25 protein-coding genes are annotated in these 21,500 nt (G+C 70.3%); 18 read left to right on the top strand and 7 right to left on the bottom strand.

Translation table 11 applies throughout. The annotated features are described in order from the left end of the window. The first annotated feature begins 20 nt into the window (after positions 1-20). Complete coding sequence (ftsY, locus tag LQ938_RS08915) at positions 21-893, top strand: signal recognition particle-docking protein FtsY (RefSeq protein WP_223720953.1); 873 nt, start codon at positions 21-23, stop codon at positions 891-893. Positions 894-964: 71 nt separating this feature from the next. After that, on the top strand, positions 965-1,465 hold the full coding sequence (locus LQ938_RS08910; RefSeq protein WP_223720954.1) for a DUF2004 domain-containing protein: 501 nt from the start codon (positions 965-967) through the stop codon (positions 1,463-1,465). Positions 1,466-1,471: 6 nt separating this feature from the next. Here the strand turns inward: LQ938_RS08910 and LQ938_RS08905 are convergent, their stop codons facing one another. Genes LQ938_RS08905 through LQ938_RS08890 form a run of 4 tightly spaced genes read right to left on the bottom strand, consistent with a single transcriptional unit; the run spans position 1,472 to position 6,430 of the window. Further along, the gene (locus LQ938_RS08905) at positions 1,472-2,959 is read right to left on the bottom strand and encodes an ATP-binding cassette domain-containing protein (RefSeq protein ID WP_223720955.1); all 1,488 of its coding nucleotides are present in this window, start codon (positions 2,957-2,959) and stop codon (positions 1,472-1,474) included. Then, the gene (locus tag LQ938_RS08900) at positions 2,959-3,792 is read right to left on the bottom strand and encodes an ABC transporter permease (protein ID WP_223720956.1); all 834 of its coding nucleotides are present in this window, start codon (positions 3,790-3,792) and stop codon (positions 2,959-2,961) included. Before LQ938_RS08900 ends, LQ938_RS08905 begins: the two co-directional genes overlap by 1 nt. Then, entirely contained in the window at positions 3,789-4,757 is a 969-nt protein-coding gene (locus LQ938_RS08895; protein WP_223720957.1) for an ABC transporter permease, read from the bottom strand. Before LQ938_RS08895 ends, LQ938_RS08900 begins: the two co-directional genes overlap by 4 nt. Before the next feature lie 26 nt (positions 4,758-4,783). Continuing rightward, positions 4,784-6,430: an ABC transporter substrate-binding protein gene (locus LQ938_RS08890; RefSeq protein ID WP_223720958.1), complete on the bottom strand. Its 1,647-nt coding sequence runs from the start codon at positions 6,428-6,430 to the stop codon at positions 4,784-4,786. Positions 6,431-6,534: 104 nt separating this feature from the next. Between LQ938_RS08890 and LQ938_RS08885 the strand changes: the two genes are divergently transcribed. Together LQ938_RS08885 and ffh are read left to right on the top strand one after the other, a co-directional pair. Continuing rightward, the gene (locus LQ938_RS08885) at positions 6,535-7,098 is read left to right on the top strand and encodes a TetR/AcrR family transcriptional regulator (protein ID WP_223720959.1); all 564 of its coding nucleotides are present in this window, start codon (positions 6,535-6,537) and stop codon (positions 7,096-7,098) included. A gap of 18 nt (positions 7,099-7,116) precedes the next feature. Continuing rightward, on the top strand, positions 7,117-8,670 hold the full coding sequence (ffh, locus tag LQ938_RS08880) for a signal recognition particle protein (protein WP_223720960.1): 1,554 nt from the start codon (positions 7,117-7,119) through the stop codon (positions 8,668-8,670). A 2-nt stretch (positions 8,671-8,672) separates the two neighbouring features. On the opposite strand, the gene LQ938_RS08875 is transcribed toward ffh, so the two are convergent. Beyond that, on the bottom strand, positions 8,673-9,830 hold the full coding sequence (locus LQ938_RS08875; RefSeq protein ID WP_223720961.1) for a glutamate--cysteine ligase: 1,158 nt from the start codon (positions 9,828-9,830) through the stop codon (positions 8,673-8,675). 185 nt (positions 9,831-10,015) lie between these two features. Here LQ938_RS08875 and rpsP point away from each other — a divergent pair, with 185 nt between their 5' ends. From rpsP to trmD, 4 genes are read left to right on the top strand one after another with little or no spacing between them, the layout of a single operon-like run. Continuing rightward, on the top strand, positions 10,016-10,426 hold the full coding sequence (gene rpsP, locus LQ938_RS08870) for a 30S ribosomal protein S16 (protein ID WP_223720962.1): 411 nt from the start codon (positions 10,016-10,018) through the stop codon (positions 10,424-10,426). Positions 10,427-10,431: 5 nt separating this feature from the next. Next, positions 10,432-10,662, top strand: coding sequence for an RNA-binding protein (locus LQ938_RS08865; RefSeq protein WP_223720963.1), 231 nt, complete (start codon positions 10,432-10,434; stop codon positions 10,660-10,662). After that, positions 10,662-11,309: a ribosome maturation factor RimM gene (gene rimM / locus LQ938_RS08860; protein WP_223720964.1), complete on the top strand. Its 648-nt coding sequence runs from the start codon at positions 10,662-10,664 to the stop codon at positions 11,307-11,309. Before LQ938_RS08865 ends, rimM begins: the two co-directional genes overlap by 1 nt. A 1-nt stretch (position 11,310) precedes the next feature. Continuing rightward, positions 11,311-12,000, top strand: coding sequence for a tRNA (guanosine(37)-N1)-methyltransferase TrmD (trmD, locus tag LQ938_RS08855; protein ID WP_223720965.1), 690 nt, complete (start codon positions 11,311-11,313; stop codon positions 11,998-12,000). A gap of 11 nt (positions 12,001-12,011) precedes the next feature. Here trmD and map read toward each other — a convergent pair whose 3' ends face one another. Continuing rightward, positions 12,012-12,794, bottom strand: a complete 783-nt coding sequence (gene map, locus LQ938_RS08850; protein ID WP_223720966.1) for a type I methionyl aminopeptidase — start codon at positions 12,792-12,794, stop codon at positions 12,012-12,014. 138 nt (positions 12,795-12,932) lie between these two features. Between map and LQ938_RS08845 the strand changes: the two genes are divergently transcribed. The 10 genes from LQ938_RS08845 (at position 12,933) to LQ938_RS08800 (ending at position 20,835) form a co-directional block, all read left to right on the top strand. Continuing rightward, positions 12,933-13,436 carry an MFS transporter permease gene (locus tag LQ938_RS08845; RefSeq protein ID WP_223720967.1) on the top strand — a complete coding sequence of 168 codons (504 nt, stop codon included), beginning with the start codon at positions 12,933-12,935 and terminating at the stop codon, positions 13,434-13,436. A gap of 167 nt (positions 13,437-13,603) precedes the next feature. Next, a complete protein-coding gene (gene rplS / locus LQ938_RS08840) occupies positions 13,604-13,951 on the top strand; it encodes a 50S ribosomal protein L19 (protein WP_223720968.1) in 348 nt (115 codons plus the stop codon). A gap of 140 nt (positions 13,952-14,091) precedes the next feature. Then, positions 14,092-14,859 carry a signal peptidase I gene (gene lepB / locus LQ938_RS08835; protein WP_223720969.1) on the top strand — a complete coding sequence of 256 codons (768 nt, stop codon included), beginning with the start codon at positions 14,092-14,094 and terminating at the stop codon, positions 14,857-14,859. Next, on the top strand, positions 14,856-15,515 hold the full coding sequence (locus LQ938_RS08830; protein ID WP_223720970.1) for a ribonuclease HII: 660 nt from the start codon (positions 14,856-14,858) through the stop codon (positions 15,513-15,515). The genes lepB and LQ938_RS08830 overlap by 4 nt, the downstream gene beginning before the upstream one ends. 44 nt (positions 15,516-15,559) lie before the next feature. Then, positions 15,560-15,883: a DUF2469 family protein gene (locus tag LQ938_RS08825; RefSeq protein WP_223720971.1), complete on the top strand. Its 324-nt coding sequence runs from the start codon at positions 15,560-15,562 to the stop codon at positions 15,881-15,883. Positions 15,884-15,979: 96 nt separating this feature from the next. Next, complete coding sequence (locus LQ938_RS08820) at positions 15,980-16,342, top strand: YraN family protein (RefSeq protein WP_223720972.1); 363 nt, start codon at positions 15,980-15,982, stop codon at positions 16,340-16,342. Next, positions 16,339-17,868: a YifB family Mg chelatase-like AAA ATPase gene (locus tag LQ938_RS08815; RefSeq protein ID WP_223720973.1), complete on the top strand. Its 1,530-nt coding sequence runs from the start codon at positions 16,339-16,341 to the stop codon at positions 17,866-17,868. Before LQ938_RS08820 ends, LQ938_RS08815 begins: the two co-directional genes overlap by 4 nt. Continuing rightward, on the top strand, positions 17,865-19,049 hold the full coding sequence (gene dprA, locus LQ938_RS08810; protein WP_223720974.1) for a DNA-processing protein DprA: 1,185 nt from the start codon (positions 17,865-17,867) through the stop codon (positions 19,047-19,049). The genes LQ938_RS08815 and dprA overlap by 4 nt, the downstream gene beginning before the upstream one ends. Positions 19,050-19,301: 252 nt before the next feature. Continuing rightward, positions 19,302-20,213 carry a tyrosine recombinase XerC gene (locus tag LQ938_RS08805; protein WP_223720975.1) on the top strand — a complete coding sequence of 304 codons (912 nt, stop codon included), beginning with the start codon at positions 19,302-19,304 and terminating at the stop codon, positions 20,211-20,213. Positions 20,214-20,223: 10 nt separating this feature from the next. Next, positions 20,224-20,835: a hypothetical protein gene (locus LQ938_RS08800; RefSeq protein ID WP_223720976.1), complete on the top strand. Its 612-nt coding sequence runs from the start codon at positions 20,224-20,226 to the stop codon at positions 20,833-20,835. Between the two features lie 24 nt (positions 20,836-20,859). Here the strand turns inward: LQ938_RS08800 and LQ938_RS08795 are convergent, their stop codons facing one another. Continuing rightward, positions 20,860-21,426, bottom strand: coding sequence for a murein hydrolase activator EnvC family protein (locus tag LQ938_RS08795; RefSeq protein WP_223720977.1), 567 nt, complete (start codon positions 21,424-21,426; stop codon positions 20,860-20,862). Between the last annotated feature and the right edge of the window lie 74 nt (positions 21,427-21,500).

Here is a 21,500-nt window from a genome sequence, read left to right as displayed (position 1 = left end):
CCGCCGCGTAGGCTGGGGGCATGGCCGAAAGATCGTGGTCGCTGGGGCGCGCCCTGCGGGGGATGTTCGTCAAGCCCGTCATCGACGAGAGCACGTGGGACGACCTGGAGACGGCGCTGTTGACGGCCGATTTCGGTCCCGACATCTCCGAGCGGCTCGTCGACGAGCTGCGTGCGAAGGTCGACCGTTACCGGACGACCGACCCGCGTGACCTGCAGCGGATGCTGAAGGAGACGCTCGAAGAGCATTTCGCGAAGTTCGACACCACGCTGCGGCTCACCGAACGCCCCGCCGTCGTTCTCGTCGTGGGCGTGAACGGCGTCGGCAAGACGACCACGATCGGCAAGTTCGCGCATTTCCTCCGCCGGTACGACCGGTCGGTTGTGGTGGGAGCGGCGGACACGTTCCGCGCGGCCGCCGTCGATCAGTTGGCGACCTGGGCGGAGCGGGGTGGGGCCACGATCGTCCGCCCGCAGCACGAGGGGCAGGATCCCGCATCCGTGGCGTACCAGACGGTGGAGCACGCGAAGGCGGCAGGGACGGAGATCGTGCTGATCGACACCGCTGGGCGGCTGCACACCAAGGGCGGCCTGATGGACGAACTCGGCAAGATCCGTCGCGTCGTGGAGAAGCAGGCTCCGATCAGCGAGGTGCTGCTGGTGCTCGACGCGACGACGGGTCAGAACGGGCTGTTGCAGGCGCAGGCCTTCCTCGAGCAAGCGGGTGTCACGGGCCTCGTGCTGACCAAGCTCGACGGGTCGGCCAAGGGCGGCTTCGTGCTGGCGGTGCAGGAACGCACGGGAATCCCGGTCAAGCTGCTCGGTCAGGGCGAGGGCATCGGTGACCTGACCGGCTTCACCCCGCACGTATTCGTCGACGCGCTCGTCGGCTGAACCGCCCTTCCCGCGGCGGCGCGCCGCGCGTCGGACTTCCTCCTCGACGGCCGTGCTGATTACATGGGGGGATGGCGATCGAGCACGACTTCTTCGGCCTCCTCGAGTCCGGGCCCGACGGATCCATCTTCTGGTCCGAGAACGTGGAGTTCGGCGACCAGTCGGTCACCGTGGATCTCACCGCGCCCGACCAGGAGGACGTCTCCCAGGGGGCGCTCGACGTCGCGGCGTCGCTCGTCTCGTCGCTCGAGAGTCTCGACATGCTGGCGCGGAACGCAATGATCACCGAACTCGACGACCGCACGAGCGAGGTGACCGAGTACATCCTGCAGCAGCAGGCTCGTTTCGGTGAGACCCTGCCCGACCTCCTCGTCGATCTCTCGGGAGACGTGCACGTGGACGTCATCCGGTCGTTGCAGTTCACGAGCATGACGATCCTCGCCGACGAACACGGCGGCTCCGATCCGTTCGCGGTGCTCGAATACGCGCTCGACGCCGACGAGACCGACGATGTGCTGCTGGTGAACCTCGACTCCGAAGGCAAGGTGCAGTCGGTCACGAGCGCCGACTGAGTCCTCTCAGAAGGTGCGCGCGGCCTGCACGAGTTCGCGCGTGAACGCTTCCCTCGGGCGGGCGAACACCTCTTCGGTCGGTCCGGTCTCGACGATTCTGCCGGCGCGCATCACGGCGACCCGGTCGCTGATCTTCCGGATGACCGCGAGATCGTGGGAGATGAACACGAGTCCCAGACCCGTCTGACGCTGCAGAGTCATCAGCAGCTCGAGGATGCCCGCCTGGGTCGTGACGTCGAGCGCCGAAACGGGTTCGTCGCACACCAGGAGATCGGGATCGGCGGCGAGCGCGCGAGCGATCGCGACGCGTTGACGCTGACCGCCGGAGAGCGTGGCGGGGCGGCGGCCGAGCAGCGAGGCATCGAGACCCACGCGCTCCAGGAGCGATTCCGGAGTGGCGGTGCCCTTCACTGCGGCGGTACGGAGGATCCGCCGGACGCTCCACCGCGGGTCGAAGGACGCGGCGGGGTCTTGCGGAATGAGCCGGATGCAGCGCGCGGTGCGCGAGATGACGCCCGCGTCGGGGGATTCCGCGCCGACGAGCAGGCGCGCGAGCGTGGATTTCCCCGACCCCGACTCTCCGACGATCCCGACCGTCTCTCCTGCGCGCACCCGCAACGCCACGTCGTCGACCGCGTCGATGCGGGACCCCTGTGCGGACCGGTAGCGGCGCACCAGCCCGGTCGCCGTCACGAGATCGTCCCCGGGAGCGGCGGAGAACGGCTTGGCGCCGCGCGGCGCCGCCGCGACGAGAGCGCGGGTCACGTCGTGTCGGGGGGCGGAGAGGACCTCCGCGGCGGGCCCGGTCTCCACGATGCGGCCGTGATCGATCACGGCGATCCGGTCGGCGATCGCCGCGACGGCGGCGAGGTCGTGGCTGATGAGCACCAGCGCCCGGCCCTCGTCGCGGAGACGTGCGAGGAGGGCGAGGATGCGGGCGGCGACGGTCGCGTCGAGCGCGGTGGTCGGCTCGTCCGCGACGACGAGTCGTGCGCCCCCGACGAGCGCCGACGCGATGAGGGCGCGCTGCCGCATCCCGCCGGAGAGCTCCTCCGAACGTACTTTGAGGTGATCCGCGGCGCGGGGGAGGCCCGCGTCGTCGAGGGCCGAGATCACCCGCAGGCGGCGGGCCGCTCGTCGGACGCCGCGGATCGCGAGCGTCTCACCGACCTCGGCCTCGGTCGTTCGCAGCGGATCGAGCGACTGCAGGGCATCCTGCAACACCAGGGACACCTCGACGCCGCGGACCGCGCGCCATCCCCGTTTCGAGAGCCGGCGCACGTCCTTCCCGCCGAGTTCGAAGCGGCGTACGGCGACACGCGTGCCGGGGTCGTCCTGCGTCAGACCGAGCAGCGTGCGGGCGAGGACCGACTTGCCCGCCCCGGATTCGCCCACGACCGCGAGGCACTCGCCGGCGGCGACCGCGAGGTCGATGCCGTGCAGCACCTCGCCCGATCCCGGGAGCGAGACGGTGAGTCCGTCGATGTGCAGCATCACGCACCTTCTCTCGCGGCGAGGCGCCGGCCGAGAACCGTCAGCGCGGTCGCCGTGACGACGATCGCCGCGCCCGGGAAGATCGTCATCCACCAGGCGGTCGAAATGTAGACGCGCCCGGCGTTGAGCATCGCGCCCCACTCCGGAGACGGCGGGAGCGCGCCGAAGCCGAGGAAGCTGAGCGCAGACACCCACACGATCGCCTGGCCGATGCCGAGGGTTGCGACACCGACGAGCGGCCAGAGCGCGTTGGGGGCGATGTGCCGGCGGAACATCTGCCACACCGGTGTTCCCTCCAGACGGGCGTAGGCGACGTAGTCGCTTCGCGCGACCCCACGGACGCGTGCGCGCAGGATGCGGGCGTAGCCCGGGGCGGTCGCCGCGCCGATGGCGAGGACGGCGGCATCCGATCCCGGGCCCATCACCGCCACAAGCAGCAGCGCCATGACGAGTGTCGGCAGCGCGAACAGCACCTCGATGATTCGCCCGAGCGCGGCGTCCAGCATCCGCGGACCGAGACCGGAGGCGAACCCCAGCACGAGACCCGCGCCGATGCCGATCGCCGTGGCGGCGAGTCCGATACCGACAGACGGCGCCGTGCCGTGAACGATGCGCGTGAAGATGTCGCGCCCGGACTCGTCCGTGCCGAACGGGTGCCCCCACGCGGGCGGCGAGAACGCGTCGGCGGGAGAGATCGCGAGCGGATCGCCCGGGGCGAACAGACTCGGCCAGATCGCCGCCAGGGCGATCATGAGCACAGCGATCGCGGCGATCAGACCCGCCGGGGCGAGTCCTGCCGTGACGCTCCGGACGCGGCCGGCGATCAGGCTCACGAGCCGACTGCCACATCGGCGGGCGTGGCCACGGCGCTGCGGCGGGTCCGGAGCCGTGGGTCCACGACGAGCTCGAGCGCATCGACCAGCACCATCACGACGACGTAGACGAGCGCGACGACGACGACCGCTCCGATGACGAGGGGCACGTCCCGCTGCATGGCGCCGTCGATGAGGAGGCGCCCGAGCCCGGGGCGCGCGAACAGGGTCTCCACGACCACGGCGCCGCTGAGAAGGCTGCCGTACGCCCAGCCGGACAGCGCCAGCGCGGGCAGGCTGGCGTGGCGGAGCGTGTGCCGGAGCAGCACCCGGGCCTCCGAGGCGCCGCGCGAACGCGCGGTGACCGCGAACGGCGCCGCATCCGCGTCGGCCAGCGAATCGCGCATGATCTGCGCAAGGAAACCGGCGATCGGCACGGCCAGCGTGATCACCGGGAGGATGAGCCCCGCGGGATCCGCACCGGAGCTCGTCGCGGGAAGGATGCCGAGGTTCGCGGCGAAGACGAGGATCAGCACCGCCCCCAACCAGAACTGGGGCATGACGGTCGCAACGACTTCCGCCCCGCGCACCAGGGCGGCGACGGAGCGTCCGATCCGGCCGCGTGCGGTGCGGGCGATCAGAGCGCCGGTGAGCGCGAGGACCCACGCGAGCACGAGCGCGAGCGAGGCCAGGAGCAGCGTCGACGGCAACTGCGCGCCGATCAGCTCCATGACCGGTTGGCGGCGCGCGTACGAGTCGCCCAGCTGGAGGGTGGCGGTGCGCCCGAGCAGCAGCGCGTACTGCCAGAGCAGCGGGGCATCCAGACCGTAGGTCTCCCGCGCGCGCGCCACCGCCTCCTCACCGGCCTGCGACCCGGGTCCGCCCAGGATCGCCTCGAGCGGGTCGCCGGAGGCGCGGAGGGCGAAGAACACCACCGTCGTCACCACCCACACCACCAGCACCGCCGAACCCAGGCGGGCAAGCATCCACCGCGCAACCCGCACGGGCGGGATCAGCCGTTCAGCTGCGCGTCGACGAACGTCGGCGTCGCGACCGTGCCGAGCGTGCGCACTCCGGTCACCCCGCGGGTGAGGAAGTGGTTCTGCTGGTCGTACAGGGGCAGGATCGCGTAGCTCTCCAGAATGATCTGCTGGGCCTGCGCGTAGAGGTCGGCGCGCTCCGCCGCATCCGACGCCGATGACGCGGCGTCCAGGAGCTGGTCGAGCGACGGGTCGGACAGCTGCGCGTGGTTCGCGAAGTATCCCGACGGTGCCGGGGTGATCCCGTCGGAGTCGTAGAGGATCCGCAGGACGTCCGGACCGACCTTCGTGTACGGCGCGCTGACCGCCTCGTACTCGTTGGCCGCGAGAGCCCCGTACCAGCTGGAGAGGTCCATCGGTGTGAGCACGACGTCGAACCCGACCCCCGCGGCGTTCGCCTGGATCTGCTCGAACAACGACTGCTCCGCGGCGACCGACTGGTTCGTGCTGACCGGGAAGCGCACGGTGAGGCGCTGTCCGTCCTTCGTGCGGACCCCGTCCGCATCCTTCGCGGTCCACCCCGCCTCGTCGAGGAGGGAAGCGGCCTTCGCGGCATCCGTCGTGAATAGATCCGGGTCGGAGATGCCGACCGGCTCCGTGCTGGCGAGGGCGGAGTACGAGCGGTCCACGGTGCCGAGGTACAGCGCGGCGATGCCCGGATCGGGATCGGCCGCGCGGATGAACGCCTCGCGGACGCGGATGTCATCGAACGGCGCCTGGCCCGCGTTCAGTTCGATGCGGTTCGACGAACCGGGTCGGGGTGCGTCGATGTGGGTGATGTCGTCGGAGTTCTCCGCGGCGACGATCGCGTCGGGCTGCGGGTTGTCGATGACGTCGACGTCGCCGGACTGGAGCGCGGCCCAGCGGGTCGCCGCATCCGGGATGAAACGCCATTCGATGGCGTCCAGATGGGCGGCGCCGTCGTTCTCCGTCTCCGAATCAGGGGTTGCGTAATCGTCGTTGCGGACGAGAGTGATCTGCTGCTGCGGAACCCACTCGTCGACGATGAACGGACCCGTGCCGATCGGGGCGGCACAGTTCTCGTTGGTGCCCCGGGCGAGGCCGGCCGGCGACTCGATCGCGGTCCACTGCTGGCTGAGGGATTCGAGGAGCGCCGAGTCGGGGGCCGAGAGATGGAAACGCGCGTGCGTGGCATCGACCGCCTCGACCGAGGCGACCTTCGCGACGGCGAGGTAGCCGGTCGACGAGCCCGTGTCGGGGTTCTGCAGGTGCTCGATGTTCGTCTTCACCGCGGCTGCGTCGAGCGGGGTGCCGTCGGTGAACGTCACGTCGCTCTTGAGGGTGAAGTCCCAGGTGAGTCCGTCGTCCGACACGGTCCAGTCCGTCGCCAGCCAGGGGGTGATCTCGCCGGTCGAGTTACGACCGACCAGCGGCTCGAGATACTGCGTCGAGATGAGGGCCTGCGGGTAGTTGCCGCCCACGTGCGGGTCGAGGCAAGTGGGCTCGGCGTCGCCGGTCGCGTAGACGAGCGTGCCCCCCTCGGCTGCGGAGGGCGTGCTGGCCGGGGCGGCGCACGCGGTCAGGGCGAGCGCGGTGGCGGCGCCGAGAGCGAGCAGGGAGAGGATGCGGCCGCGGGGCGCGGCGAGGACGCTGTGCATGGGTGTGCCTTCGCTGTGAGGTGCGGACCGCCGACTTTCCGGATGCAGTCCAATAAGTCGATCCTAGGCCGTTGCACGAGAGCCGAGGTCCGTATGCTGTGGGCATGCCCGCATCCGCTCGCTCCGGGCGCCCCCGTGCCTCGTCGCGTGAGACGATCGCCGAGGCAGCCGGCGAACTCTTCCTCGAACGCGGGTACGACGCGACATCCGTCGCCGACATCACCCAGCGGGCCGGGGTCGGGCGGTCGAGCTTCTTCAACTACTTCGGCTCGAAGGCCGACGTGCTCTGGTCCGGACTCGACGACCGGATCGGCCGAGCCGAGGAGGCGCTCGCCGAGGGTGCGGGTGTGCGTGCGGCGCTCGCCGAGATCGCCGACGACTTCGCCCCCGACTCGCTCGCCCTCGCGATCACCCACGCGCAGGTCATGGGACTCGGCAGTGAATGGGAGCGGGAACGCGCGGTCCGGCAGGCGCGCGTGCAGCGCGCCGTCGCCGTCCGATTCGTGCGGGAGGGCGCCGGTGATCTGCACGCGGAAGTCGCCGCCGCCGCCTACGCGGGAGCGGTGCTGGCCGCCGTCTGGACGTGGGCCGACCGTGCGGGAAGCGGCGCGTCGCTGCCGGATGTGCTCGGCCGCGCGCTGGACCTCGCGGCGCGAGCGGCGCCGTAGCCGTAGAATCGGGGAACCATGGCGACTTTCGGCACCCTCTCCGACCGGCTCACAGAGACCTTCCGCAACCTTCGCACGAAGGGCAAGCTCACCCCCGCGGATGTGGACGGCACCGTCCGCGAGATCCGGCGCGCACTGCTCGACGCGGACGTCGCGCTGGTCGTGGTGAAGGAGTTCACCGCGAAGGTGCGCGAGCGCGCCCTCGGCGATGAGGTCAACCGGGCCCTGAACCCCGCGCAGCAGGTCGTGCAGATCGTCAACGAGGAGCTCGTGACGATCCTCGGCGGCGAGCAGCGTCGCCTGCAGTTCGCGAAGAACCCGCCCACCGTGATCATGCTGGCCGGCCTCCAGGGCTCCGGTAAGACCACATTCGCGGGCAAGCTCGCGCGCCTGCTCGAAAAGGACGGCCACACCCCGCTCCTGATCGCCGCCGACCTCCAGCGGCCGAGCGCGGTGGATCAGCTGCGGGTCGTCGCCGAGCGTGCCGGCGCCACCATCTACGCGCCCGAGCCGGGCAACGGCGTCGGTGACCCGGTGAAGGTCGCTCGCGACGGCGTCGAGTACGCGAAGCGCCAGCAGCACGACATCGTCATCATCGACACGGCCGGTCGCCTCGGCGTCGACGCCGAGCTGATGAAGCAGGCCTCCGACATCCGTCGGGCCACATCGCCCGACGAAGTGCTCTTCGTCATCGACGCGATGATCGGTCAGGATGCGGTGAACACCGCCACAGCCTTCCAGGAGGGCGTCGACTTCACCGGCGTCGTGCTGTCCAAGCTCGACGGCGACGCACGCGGTGGCGCGGCGCTCTCGGTCGCCTCGGTCACCGGCCGCCCCATCATCTACGCGTCCACGGGTGAGGGCCTCGACGATCTCGAGGCGTTCCATCCCGACCGCATGGCGAGCCGCATTCTCGACCTCGGCGACATCCTGACCCTCATCGAGCAGGCGCAGGGCGCGTTCGACGAGGCGGAGGCGATGAAGGTCGCCGAGAAGCTCGCGACCGAGCAGTTCACCCTCGAAGACTTCCTCGACCAGCTTCAGCAGATGAAGAAGATGGGTTCGATGAAGAAGATGCTCGGGATGCTCCCGGGGATGGGGCAGATGAAGCAGCAGCTCGACAACTTCGACGAGCGCGAGATCGACCGCACCGAGGCGATCATCCGATCGATGACGCCGGGGGAGCGACGCAACCCCAAGGTGCTGAACGGATCGCGGCGCATGCGCATCGCGAAGGGGTCGGGCATGACGGTCACCGACGTGAACCAGCTCGTGCAGCGCTTCGATCAGGCCGCGAAGATGATGAAGACCGTCGCCCGCGGCGGGGTACCCAACGTTCCGGGAATGGGCTCGATGGGCCGCCCGGGGGCCTCGAGCAAGCGAGGCAAGCAGCAGAAGGCGAAGGGCTCGCGGTCGGGTAACCCGGCGCGTCGCGCGGCAGAGAACGCGAACGCCCCGGTCGAGGCGGCCGCTCCCACGGGCTCCGGCTTCGGGCTCGGTGGAGCGCCGGCGACGGGGGCCCCGAGCGCCGCGGATCTCGCCGAACTGCAGAAGCTCCTCGGCAAGGGCTGAGGCTACCGGTCCTGCAGCACGTCTCGACGCGAGGGTCCGTTCCGGAACTCGCGGATGAGGTGCTGCACGACCGCGCGAAGATCGCCGTCGGCGGCATCGGCTACCGCGAGCTGGCGCTGGTAGCTCGCACCCTGCGCGACGATCGTGTCGAGGCCGGCGAGTTCTTCGCCGCACTTCAGCTCGTCGGCGATGTCGCGGATGTCGGCGAGTGTTTCGGCGAGGTGGTCGGAGACGAGCAGTTCGCGTCCGTCGGAGCCGACGATGAGCTCCGCGTCCATTCCGTAGCGGGCGGCGCGCCACTTGTTCTCCCGCACGAACCACGGCTGGAGTTCGACGAGGTCGTCTCCCGCATCCAGTCGTCGCGAGAACCATTCGACGAGCACCTGTGCGAACGCGGCGACCGCGGAGAGCTCGGGCAGAGTCGACATGCCGTCGCACGCGCGGATCTCGATGGTTCCCCACTTCGGTGCGGGCCGCACATCCCAGCGCACCTCGCTGGCGTCCTCCATGACGCCCGTTCGCACCATGTCGTCCAAGTACGCCTCATAGGCGGCCCAGTCGGTCAGCGGCCAGGGGAGCCCCGCGGTCGGCAGCTGCTGGAAGACGAGGGATCGGTTCGAGGCGTACCCGGTGCGTTCGCCGGCCCAGAAGGGACTGGACGCCGAGAGAGCCTGCAGATGCGGCAGGTAGACCGTGAGGGCGCGGATGATGGGCATGACCTTCCTCACGTCGTCGACTCCGACGTGCACGTGGATGCCCCAGATCATCATGTTGCGGCCCCACCACTGGGTGCGCTCGATGAGGGTGTGGTAGCGCGTCTTGTCGGTGACCTGCTGGTCGAACCACTGCGCGAACGGGTGGCTTCCCGCGCAGAGCAGCTCGATGCCGCGGGGATCGGTCACTTCGCGAACGGCGGCGATCGCGTCGGCGATGTCGTCGACGGCGGCTTCGACCGTGCCGCCGACACCGCTGGTCACTTCGACCGTGTTGGTCAGCAGCTCGCCGGTGATCGAGAAGCGTTCTCCGGCGACCTGATCGCCGATGGCGTCCAAGACTTCGGGTCCGCGGGGAACGAGGTCGCCGCTGGCGCCGTCGGCCAGCATGATCTCCCATTCGAGGCCGACAGAGGAGCGCGGGGAAGTCGCGAAAGGCACCGTCACGGGGGAAAGTCTGACATGTGAGCCGGTTCGGTTCGCAGCATGGCCCGTCATCTGGCAAAATAGGACGCTGGATCGTCGTCCGACCCTCTATCCGACCCGATCCGCCCCCTTCAGAGCTTCCGCCGGGTGTGCACCCCACTCTCCAGGCGCCCAGTTCAACCACCTTCCACACATTCAGGAGAATCGTGGCTGTCAAGATCCGTCTCAAGCGACTCGGCAAGATCCGTGCGCCGTACTACCGCATCGTCGTGGCCGACTCGCGCACCAAGCGCGATGGTCGTGTCATCGAGGAGATCGGCAAGTACCACCCCACCGAGCAGCCCTCGTTCATCGAGGTCGACTCCGACCGCGCGCAGTACTGGCTCGGCGTCGGCGCACAGCCGACCGAGCAGGTCCTCGCGCTGCTGAAGCTCACCGGTGACTGGGGCCGCTACCAGGGCGACGCCAACGCCGTCAGCACCGTCCAGGTCGCCGAGCCGAAGCAGCCGTTCTCGGTCGACGCGTCCAAGAAGTCGGTCGTCAAGCCGAAGGCCGAGAAGAAGGCCGACGCACCTGCCGAGGCGCCCGCCGCCGACGCTGAGAACACCGAGGCGTAATCATCGTGCTGTCCGCCGCGCTCGAGCACGTCGTCAAGGGGATCGTCGATCACCCGGACGCCGTGCGTATCGTCTCGTCCATGTCGCCTCGCGGTGACGTGCTCGAGGTGCACGTCCACCCCGATGATCGGGGTCGCGTGATCGGGCGCGGCGGTCGCACCGCCAAATCCCTCCGCACCGTGATCGGCGCCCTCGCCGACGGTGCGCGCGTCCGCGTCGACGTCGCCGACGACTGATGAGTTCCCCCCACACCGCCAAGACCCAGCTCCGCGTCGGCCGCCTCGTGAAGGCCCACGGACTCAAGGGTGCGATGAAGGTCGAGCTCTACACCGACGACCCCGACGGGCGTTTCACGCCGGGGGCCTCCTTCACGCTGCAGGTTCCCGACTCGTCGCCGTGGTTCGGAAAGAGCGTCACGGTGCGCGAGTTCAAATGGATGAACTCCCACGCGGTGCTCTTCCTCGATGGAGTCGAAGACCGCTCCGCCGCCGAGACTCTCGTTCGCGCGATCCTCTGGATCGATCAGGATGCCGAGACCGAGTCGGGCGAAGACGATGCCTGGTTCGATCACCAGCTGGTCGGACTCGCGGTGGTCCGCGACGGTCAGACCGTCGGCCGCGTGGCGCGTGTCGACCACATGCCCGCGCAGGATCTGCTCGTGATCACCGCTTCCGATGACCGCGAAGTGCTGGTGCCCTTCGTGAAGGCCATCGTCCCCGAGGTCGACGTCGCTGCGGGCCGCGTGATCGTGACCCCGCCGCCCGGGCTGTTCGAAGAGCTTCCCTCCGACGACACCGACGAGGATCCCGCCCCCGAGGAGCCCGAGTCCGCCGAGGACGCCGACACTGTCGAGGATCCGGCCCCGACCGACCCGAAGGACTGACGTGCGCATCGACGTCGTGACGATCTTCCCGGCGTTCTTCGACGTCCTCGAGGTCTCTCTCCTCGGCAAAGCGCGAGGCAACGGCATCCTGGATGTGCGCGTGCACGACCTGCGCGACTACACGAACGATCGTCATCGCAAGGTCGACGACACGCCGTTCGGAGGCGGCGCCGGGATGGTCATGAAGCCCGAGCCATGGGGTGACGTGCTCGATGCGATCGTCGCGGACGCGGACTCGACCCCGACGTTCGTGTTCCCGTCGCCCGCCGGTGAGCGGTTCGTCCAGCGCACCGCGCGGGAGTGGTCGACATCGGAACACCTGGTGTTCGGATGCGGTCGGTACGAGGGCATCGACGAGCGTGTGTTCACCTACGCGGCGACGCTCGGCCCGGTGAGGCTCGCGAGCCTCGGCGACTACGTGCTCAATGGCGGCGAGGTCGCGGCGATGGCGATGATCGAAGCGGTCGGGCGACTCGTGCCCGGCGTGGTCGGAAACCCGGAGAGCCTGGTGGAGGAATCACACGAGGACGGGCTCCTCGAGTACCCCTCGTACACGAAGCCCGCGTCCTGGCGGGGCCTCGACGCGCCCGACGTGCTGCTGAGCGGCCATCACGGCCGCGTCGCGCAGTGGCGTCGGGAGCAGCAGATCGAGCGCACGCGCGCGCGTCGCCCCGACCTGCTCGGCGAGTAGCCGAGCGCGGGTCAGTCGACGCCGAGGAAGGACCGGTCGGTCAGAACGATCGGACCGTCCGCCGTGACGGCCATGGTGTGCTCGGAGTGCGCTCCGCGCGATCCGTCGACGCTCCGGAGCGTCCAGCCGTCCGGGTCGGTGACGAGCTTGTCGGTCGTCGCGAGGAACCACGGCTCGAGGGCCATCACGAGGCCCGCGCGCAGCGGGTATCCGCGACCCGGTTTTCCGTCGTTCGCGATGTGCGGATCGCCGTGCATGACCCGACCGACGCCGTGGCCGCCGAAGTCCATGTTGATCGAGTACCCCTCGCCGTGGGCGACCTCGGCGATGGCGGCCGAGATGTCGCCGATGCGGTGCCCGACGATGGCCGCCTCGATGGCCGCATCCAGTGCCCGCTGCGTCGTCTCGATCAGCCGCAGGTCTTCATCGCGCGGTGTGCCGACGACGAACGATACGGCGGAGTCGGCGACCCAGCCACCGAGTGATGCCGCGAAGTCGAGGCTGACGAGGTCGCCGTCGCGCAGCGTGTAGTCGTGGGGGAGCCCGTGCAGCACTGCATCGTTGACCGAGGTGCAGAGCACCTTTCCGAAGGGACTCGCACCGAACGACGGGTGGTAGTCGATGTAGCAGGACTCGGCTCCGGCCCGTCGGATCATGTCGTGCGCGCGACGATCGATCGCGAGCAGGTTCGTTCCGACGGAGGTCTCGTCCCGGAGGGTCGCGAGAACCTCGGCGACGAAGCGGCCGACGGGCCGCATCTGCTCGATCTCGGCCGGGGTGCGCAGTTCGATCATGGTGCTCCTTGAATGTCTCGTCCATTCTCCCGGATGCGGAGCGAACGTGTCGCCCCGTTGGTCGGCGTCGCTGTGCGCTCCCGGTGAGTACGCCGGCGCTCCGCCCCCCGAGGCCTGCGGCGGCGTAGCATCGGGGCCATGTGGCTGAGGCGAGCGTTCTTCAATTGGCTGTTCCCGGCCGCGTTCGCGCTGCCGCTCTGGCTCTTCGTCGGATGGGGCGTCTTCAACGCCGGCGGGTGGGCGTTCCTCTGGGTGCTGTTCATCGCCATCCCCTCGGTCTTCCTCGGGCAGATCGCGCTCACGCTGATCACGCGCAGCCGACCGAGTGTGCGCGCCGCGCGTGCGGTGTCGTGGGGAGACGTCGCCGGGATCGGCGTGTGGCACGCGCTCACGATCGCCCTCGGGTTCTACGTCTCGGCGTGGTGGGCCCCGGTGATGGTGCTGACCGTCGTCTTCGGTGTCGTGCTGATCTGGTGGCAGCTGCGTCGGCTCTGGCGGGAGGCGGCGCCGAGCGCCATGCTCCTGCGTGCGGAGAACGGGGCCACCTACATCCCCGCGCCGGCCGAACAGCCACGTGCGCAGCGTGGTGCCCAGCCGCACGAGGTCATCGTCGTCGAAGAAACCGCGCACACCGAGCGCTGACGTTTTGCCGGGCGAGCCCGGACATGGCAGAATAGACGTTTGTGCCCTCACCGGTCTCTGCCTCAGGGGATACCGCCGGTCGCTCTGCGATCGGCACGGGCACCATCCACACTTCGTGAACACCCATTTTCGCAGCCGACCTGTGGCGGTTGCAGGAAGAGAACAACATGCAGATCCTCGACGTCGTCGATGCGGCATCGCTCCGCTCCGACATCCCCGTCTTCGCTCCCGGTGACACCGTCAAGGTGCACGTGAACATCACCGAGGGCACCCGCTCTCGTATCCAGGTCTTCCAGGGGGTCGTCATCGGCCGCCAGGGCGACGGTGTGCGCGAGACCTTCACGGTCCGCAAGATCAGCTTCCAGGTCGGCGTCGAGCGCGTCTTCCCGGTCCACTCCCCGGTCATCGACAAGATCGAGGTCGTCACCCGCGGTGACGTGCGTCGCGCGAAGCTCTACTACCTGCGTAACCTGCGCGGCAAGAAGGCCAAGATCAAGGAGAAGCGCGACAACTGATCGCGTCTGTGCGAAACCCCCGGTGCTCCGCGCCGGGGGTTTCGTCGTTTCGCGAGCGCGCCGAGGCGTCGTGCGGCTGCCGCCGAATCCGTGTGCGACCCTAGATACCGGCGTCTGCCGCCCCGCACCGAAGGACCTTCATGACCACCAGTGACAACAGGGCGCACGACGCGGCCCCCGAGGTTCCGATCCGGGACCGACGTCGGCGAGGGATGCTGACGTTCCTGCGTGACGTGGTGGTCATCATCATCATCGCGCTGCTCGTTTCATTCCTCGTCAAGACCTTCCTGGTGCGCTCGTTCTACATCCCCTCCGCGTCCATGGAGCACACGCTGATCGAGCAGGACCGCATCCTGGTCGACGAGCTCACCCCCCGCTTCGGCGGGTACGAGCGGGGCGACGTCGTGGTCTTCCGCGACCCGGGCGGCTGGCTCAGCCCTGAGATGGCCGCGCCGTCCCAGGGGCCCGTCGTGGACGCGATCGAGTGGGTGCTGTCGCTCGTCGGTCTCGCGGCCCCCGACAGCGACGATCATCTGATCAAGCGCATCATCGGGCTGCCCGGCGACCACGTCGTCTGCTGCAACGAACTCGGCCAACTCACCGTCAACGGCACCCCGATCGACGAGACGTCGTACACCCAGCTGCCGGAGCCCGGTGCACCGGCGTCGGGCGTGGACTTCGACATCACGGTGCCGGCGGGCTCGCTCTGGGTCATGGGGGACAATCGCTACCGCTCGCAGGACTCCCGCTTCAACCAGGATCAGCCCGGCAAGGGGTTCGTTCCGGTCGACAACGTCGTCGGGCGCGCGTTCATCATCACGTGGCCGTTCGACCGCTTCGGTCCGCTCGACTTCCACCACGAGGTCTTCGGCGCCGTTCCGGATGCCGAGGAGGACCCGCAACCGTGACGCCTCCGGTGCCGACGCTGCGCCTGGAACGTTCGCTGTGGGCCGAGGGCCGGATCGTCATCGCGTGCGACGAGGTCGGTCGCGGTGCGCTCGCGGGCCCGGTCGCGATCGGGGCGACGGTGATGGCTCCGCGCTCGGGGCGACCGCGGGTGCCGGAGGGGCTTCGCGACTCGAAGCTGATCCCGGAGCCGCGGCGGGCCGATGTCGCCGCGCGCGCAGGTGCGTGGGTGGACGCGTCGGCGCTCGGCTGGTCGACGTCGGCGGAGATCGACGAGGTCGGCATCATCCGGGCGCTCGGGCGGGCGGCGCACCGCGCGATCGACGTGCTCCGCGCCCAGGGCGTGCCGATCGCGGACGCGATCGTGATCCTCGACGGAAACCACGATTACATCACCCCGGCGGGCGCGCTCGAGTGCGCCGTGCGACCGGTCATCAAGGCCGACCGGGACTGTGCGAGCGCGGCGGCCGCATCCGTGCTCGCGAAGGTCGGTCGCGATGCCCTCATGGTGGATCTCCACGACGAGGCCCCCGTGTACGCCTGGCACCGGAACAAGGGATACGCGAGCGCCGTGCACCGGGCGGCGATCGCCGAGCACGGCATCTCCGCGCATCATCGGTCGTCCTGGGCGATCTCAGACGCGCCCGCGCTGTTCTGAGGAGTGGCCAGGGGTGCAGCCGCGCGATCTAGGATGGACTCACCATGGATGAGGACGCCTTCGAAGACTACGATCGCGAACTCGAACTCGCTCTCTACCGCGAGTATCGGGATGTCGTTTCGCAGTTCCAGTACGTGATCGAAACCGAACGGCGCTTCTACCTCGCCAACGAGGTGAACGTCGTCCGCCGCGACACGGAGCACGACTTCTACTTCGAGATCTCGATGAACGACGTGTGGGTGTGGGACATCTATCGCGCGGATCGGTTCGTCAAGGGCGTGCGGGTGCTGACGTTCAAGGACGTCAACGTCGAGGAGCTCTCGCGCCGGGACTTCCAACTTCCGGAAGAGCTGTCGCTCGACAACTGATCGACTGCCCCTCCCCAGGGACTGATCACGATCGATCCGTCCCCGAAGCGGGGGTGCGGGCCGCGCGGGCCGCCCGCTGATCGCGATGCTGTCGTCATGGCAGCGAAAGACACTCTCGGTCGGGACGGCGAAGACACCGCAGCGAACTATCTGCGTGACGCCGGGTACGACATCCTCGACCGCAACTGGCGGTGTCCGCTGGGCGAGGTCGACATCATCGCCCGCGACGGCGACGAGATCGTCGTCGTCGAGGTCAAGACGCGAACGACCGAGCGGTACGGGCATCCTCTCGAGGCGGTCGACATGCGCAAGAGATCCCGGCTATGGAAGTTGGCGGCCGCGTGGTGCCGTCAGCATCCGGACCTCGCACGGGGGCGCGGCGTGCGGGTGGATGCCGTCGCGATCGTGGGCGCGAGCGCGTCGGAGTTCCGCGTCGAGCACCTGCAGGATCTCCGATGAGCGTCGCGCGGACGTGGGCGGTCGCGCTCTCCGGACTCGACGGAGCACTCGTCGAGGTCGAGGCCGATCTGAGTGCGCAGACGCCGGAGTTCCGGATCATCGGACTCGGTGATCGTGCGCTCGGAGAAGCCGTGCAGCGCGTGCACAACGCCTGCGCCAACTCCGGGCTCCCGCTGCCGCGCCGTCGGATCACCGTGAACCTGTCGCCGGCGAGTCTGCCCAAGCAGGGGTCGTCCTTCGACCTGGCGATCGCCATCGCGGCGCTCGCGACGGACGGTGGCCTGGATCTGACCGCGGTGGAGTCGACGGTCCATCTCGGCGAGCTCGGTCTGGACGGGCGGATCCGCCCGGTCGCGGGGGTGCTTCCCGCGGTCATCGCCGCCGCGCGGGCCGGCCGCCGCCGGATCGTCGTTCCGGTGGCGAACCTCCCGGAGGCCGCCCTCGTCGACGACATCGAGGTCTTCGGTGCGACGAGCCTCGCCGAGGTCGCGTGTCGGTACGGCGCCGATGTGGAGGTGCCGGATGCCGAACCCGTTGCGCGACCGGTCGCCGCGCCGCCGGCCGGGCCAGACGCGCCCGACCTGGCCGACGTCATCGGGCAACGCGAGGCGGTCGACGCGCTCGTCGTGGCCGCGGCCGGCGGCCACCACATGCTGCTCAGCGGACCGCCCGGGGCCGGCAAGACGATGCTCGCCCAGCGGCTGCCGGGCATCCTGCCGCCGCTCGACGAGCGCGCCGCGCTGGCGGTCGCCTCCATCCGTTCCCTGTCGGGCGAGACCGTGACGACGCTGAGTCGAACGCCTCCGCTGGAGGCGCCGCACCACACCGCGAGCGTGGTGGCGCTGGTGGGAGGCGGGTCGCGGGTCATCCGTCCCGGGGCGATCGCCCGCGCGAGCGAGGGAGTCTTGTTCCTCGATGAGGCGGGCGAATTTCCCGCTTCGGTGCTCGATGCGCTCCGGCAGCCGCTCGAGCGCGGCGATATCGAGATCCACCGCTCCGGCACCGCCGTCCGCTATCCGGCGCGGTTCCAGCTGGTTCTCGCGACGAACCCGTGCCCGTGCGGAAACTACGGGGTGCGCGGGGCGGTCTGCGAGTGCGCGCCCTATGCGATCCGTCGCTACCTGAGTCGGCTGTCGGGGCCGCTGCTCGACCGCGTCGACATCGAACTTCCGCTGCGACGGGTCTCGACCGTCGCCGCTGACCCGATGGCGTCGCGGGTGACGAGCGCCGAGGCGCGCGAACGCGTCGCGGATGCGCGCTCGCGCGCGGCGGACCGACTTCGCCTCACGCCCTGGCGTCGCAACGTCGACGTGTCCGGCGCGTGGCTTCGAGACGGGCCGACCGCACCGGAACCCGCCATCCGTCGCCCGCTCGATGTCGCGCTGGAACGGGGTGCTCTCACGCTGCGCGGGTACGACCGTGTGCTCCGGCTCGCCTGGACGCTCGCCGACCTCGATCATCGACCCCGGCTCGAACCCCGTGACATCGGGAAGGCGCTGTACATGAAGAAAGGGATCGCCGCATGAGCGGGCCGATCGAGTGGGAGTCCGTCGCGGATGCGGTGGGTCCTCGCGGCGACGCCGAGGACGCGCGACGCGATCGCGCGGCACGCGTGTGGTGGAGCTGCATCATCGAGCCGGGAGACCGTGTCGGCGGCGCTCTCCTCCGGGCCCGGGGTGCGGCGGCCGCCGAGGAGATCGTCCGACACCGTCCGGATCCGCGTGATCTCGCGGTGATCGCCGGAGTTTCTCCCGCCGAAGCGCGGGCAGCTCTCGCACGGTGGCAGCCGCGGGTCGCCGCGAACGCGATGCCCGACGCGGTGGACCGGGCTCGTCGGAACCGCGTGCAGGTCATCGTGCCGGGGGATGCGTCGTGGCCCTCGCTCTTGCACGACCTGGGCGACCACGCGCCGCCGTGCCTCTGGGTGCGCGGCGATGCGGCGCGATTGGCGCTCGATGCTCCGTCGGTCGCGCTCGTCGGCGCGCGGGCGGCGACGTCTTACGGGGAGCACGTGGCGAACGAGCTCGCGGCGGGGGTTGCGCAGTCGGGTATCGCGGTCGTCTCCGGTGCGGCGTACGGCATCGATGGCGCGGCGCACCGTGCCGCGCTCGCGGTCGGCGGCGTGACGTTCGCCTACCTCGCGGGCGGATGCGATCGTCCCTATCCCGCCGGGCACACCGACCTCATCGAGCGTATCGCTGCATCCGGGGCCGTGATCAGCGAGGTCCCGTGCGGTGCGGCGCCGACCAAGTGGCGGTTCCTGCAGCGGAACCGTCTCATCGCCGCTGCATCCGACGCCACGATCGTGGTCGAGGCCGGCATCCGTAGCGGGTCGCTCAACACGGCGGGGCATGCGGCGGCGCTCGGGCGTCCGCTCGGCGCCGTGCCCGGGCCGGTGACCTCTGCCGCATCCGCGGGCACGCACCGGTTGCTGCGCGAGTTCGATGCCGTTTGCATCACCGGGCCACCCGACGCGCGAGAACTCGTCGGGTGGGAAGAGGCCAGCGCGCCGAGCCCGACGGATGCCGGCGGCGCAGACCGCACCCGCGTGCTCGATGCCCTGAGCGAGCGGACCGCCTGGCCGGTCGGTGACGTGGCGGCCCGCGCCGGCATGTCGGTGGGTGATGTCGAAGCGGTGCTTGGTTCTCTCCTGCTGGAGGGGCGCGTCGAGCCGTCGGGGAACGGATGGCGACGACGCGCCCGGTGACGGCGCACGCGGGGGAGCGGAGCTCGTGGGGACGAGCTGGGGGAGCGGGTTCGCGGGGGCGGACCCGGCGGGGCAATGCGAGCGGGGTCGGTCCACGGGGACGGAGCGGCCCCGCTCGTCGGGCAGAGGCGGACGTCCGCAGGAGCGGGTGCCCGCGAGAGGGGCCCGCAGGAGCGGATGCCTCCAGGAGCGGTCGCCGGAACTCCGGGGTGGCTCGCCGCGCGAAGGGACCTGACGAGGCATGCTGGCGGCATGGACCTTCGGACGGCGATCGAGCGATGGGCGTCATATCTGGCCGACGTGCGGCGCCTGTCGCCCGTGACGGTGCGCGCGTACCGCGCAGATCTCGCTGACCTGACGCGTGCCGTCGGACCGGGCGCCGACCTCGATCGCGTCGACCTCGAAGAGCTCCGACAGTGGCTCTGGGCCTCGACCACCCGCGGAGACAGCCGGGCGACCGTCGCGCGCCGGACGGCGTCCGCGCGGAACTTCTTCCGCTGGGCGCGCGAGAGCGGATTGATCGACGTCGACCCGAGTCTGCGCCTCGTCGGCCCCAAACGCGGGCGCACCCTGCCCGCCGTCGCCACGGCGCCCGCACTGTCGGACGTTCTCACGGCAGCGGCGGATGCGGCTGCCTCCGGTGACCCGGTCGCGCTCCGCGACCACGCCGTCCTCGAGCTGCTCTACGGTGCGGCGCTCCGGGTCTCCGAGCTCTGCGCCGTGCGGCTCGCCGACATCGACACCGACCGGGCGACGGTGCGCGTGACGGGAAAGGGCGGAAAGGACCGCGTCGTCCCGTTCGGGGTGCCGGCCCGGCGCGCGATCGACGCCTACGCCGTGCGCGGCCGGCCCGCCCTCGCCGCGCGCGCCCACACCGACCGCGCCGTGGAGCAGCTCTTCCTCGGCGTCCGCGGGGGTGCGCTCGGACCCCGGAGCGTCTACGACCTCGTCGCCCGTACCGTGGGCCCCGCCGTCGGCACGCGCGCGGTCGGGCCGCACGCCCTCCGCCACTCCGCGGCCACACATCTTCTCGATGGCGGCGCCGACCTTCGTGCCGTGCAGGAGATCCTTGGCCATGCGAGCCTCGGCACGACCCAGATCTACACGCACGTCTCCGGTGAACGTCTGATCTCCAGCTACCGTCTCGCCCATCCGCGGGCCTAGCGTGGATCCCATGCCCGTCGTCACGTATCGCCGCCGTCTCCTCGTTCCCGCTCTGCTCGTCGGCGCGGCGATCGCTCTGAGCGGATGCGGGATGACCTCGGGTGATCGGGCGACCGTGCTTCCCACCGACGGATCGCGGCAGACCGTCGCGCCGAGCCCATCGGTGAGCTCGCCGGCGCCCACCGGTGCTGCGACGACCGCAGCGCCCTCGCCATCCGCCCCCGCGACACCGGAGGGCGTCACGGACTGCGGCGGCGCCCCTGTCACCCTCGGCGGTGCGGACCTGGATCTCGTGCTCTCGGGGGACTGCCCGTCGGTCACGATCAGCGGCACGGACCTCGATATCGACACCACCGCTGCCACCGTTGGCGCACTGCAGCTCAGCGGCGACCGCAATGAGCTGGACGCCGCGGCCGCCGACAGCGTGACGGTCGGCGGGCAGGGGAACAACGTCGAGGCCGACAGCATCCGGGCTCTGACGATCAACGGCGACCGGAACGGGGCGAGCGTGCGCGGTGCGCTCGACGCCGTCACGGTCTCGGGGAACGACAACGTCGTCTCGGCCGCGCGGCTCGGAACCGTCGCCGACAACGGCCAGCGCAACAGCATCGCCGCGTCCTGAGCGGACCGTGCGCCGCCGGGCGTCTCAGCAGCAGGGCAGCAGTACCGCGCGCGGGACGTCGCCGAGAAGGAGCAGCGGGTTCACGTACTCCCCGTCCTGGCGCGCGCCGAGGTGCAGTTCTCCGGGTCGGGCGTGGCCGCCCGAGGCGAGGTCTCCGACGACCTCGCCCTGCGCGACGGAAGCCCCCGCCGTCAGCTCCGTCGTCACCGGTTCGAGGGTGGACACCAGTCCGCCGCCGTGATCGATCGTGAGAAGCGGCCGGTCCACGACCATCCCGGCGAAGACGACCGTGCCCGCGCCGGGCGCGCGGATCGACGTCGTGCCGACCAGGATATCGATGCCCCGATGGCCGGCCGCGTACGCATCCGCCGGTTGCTGGTAGGCGCGGCTCACGATGCCGGGGGCGGGCCAGACCCACTCCGCCACCGTCGCGGTGTCTTCGGGTACGGACCACACGGGCGGCGCCGAAGCGGATGAGCCTGCGGACGACGGGTCGGTGACAGATGCGGCGGCCGGAGCGCCGACCGCGGCGGCCACGGCGGCGGCCAGGATCACCGCGAGGGCGCACCGGCGAAGGGAGGAGGAGATCATCCTCGTACTCTCGGCCGAAGGGAGCGGCCAGCGGGGTCCAGAGGGTCGATATGTGGACGTCTCCGACCCTTCGG

The sequence above is a fragment of the Microbacterium sp. cx-55 genome, from assembly GCF_021117345.1.
In the GTDB taxonomy this organism is placed as follows: domain Bacteria; phylum Actinomycetota; class Actinomycetes; order Actinomycetales; family Microbacteriaceae; genus Microbacterium.
This window is presented reverse-complemented; position numbering and strand designations above follow the sequence as displayed.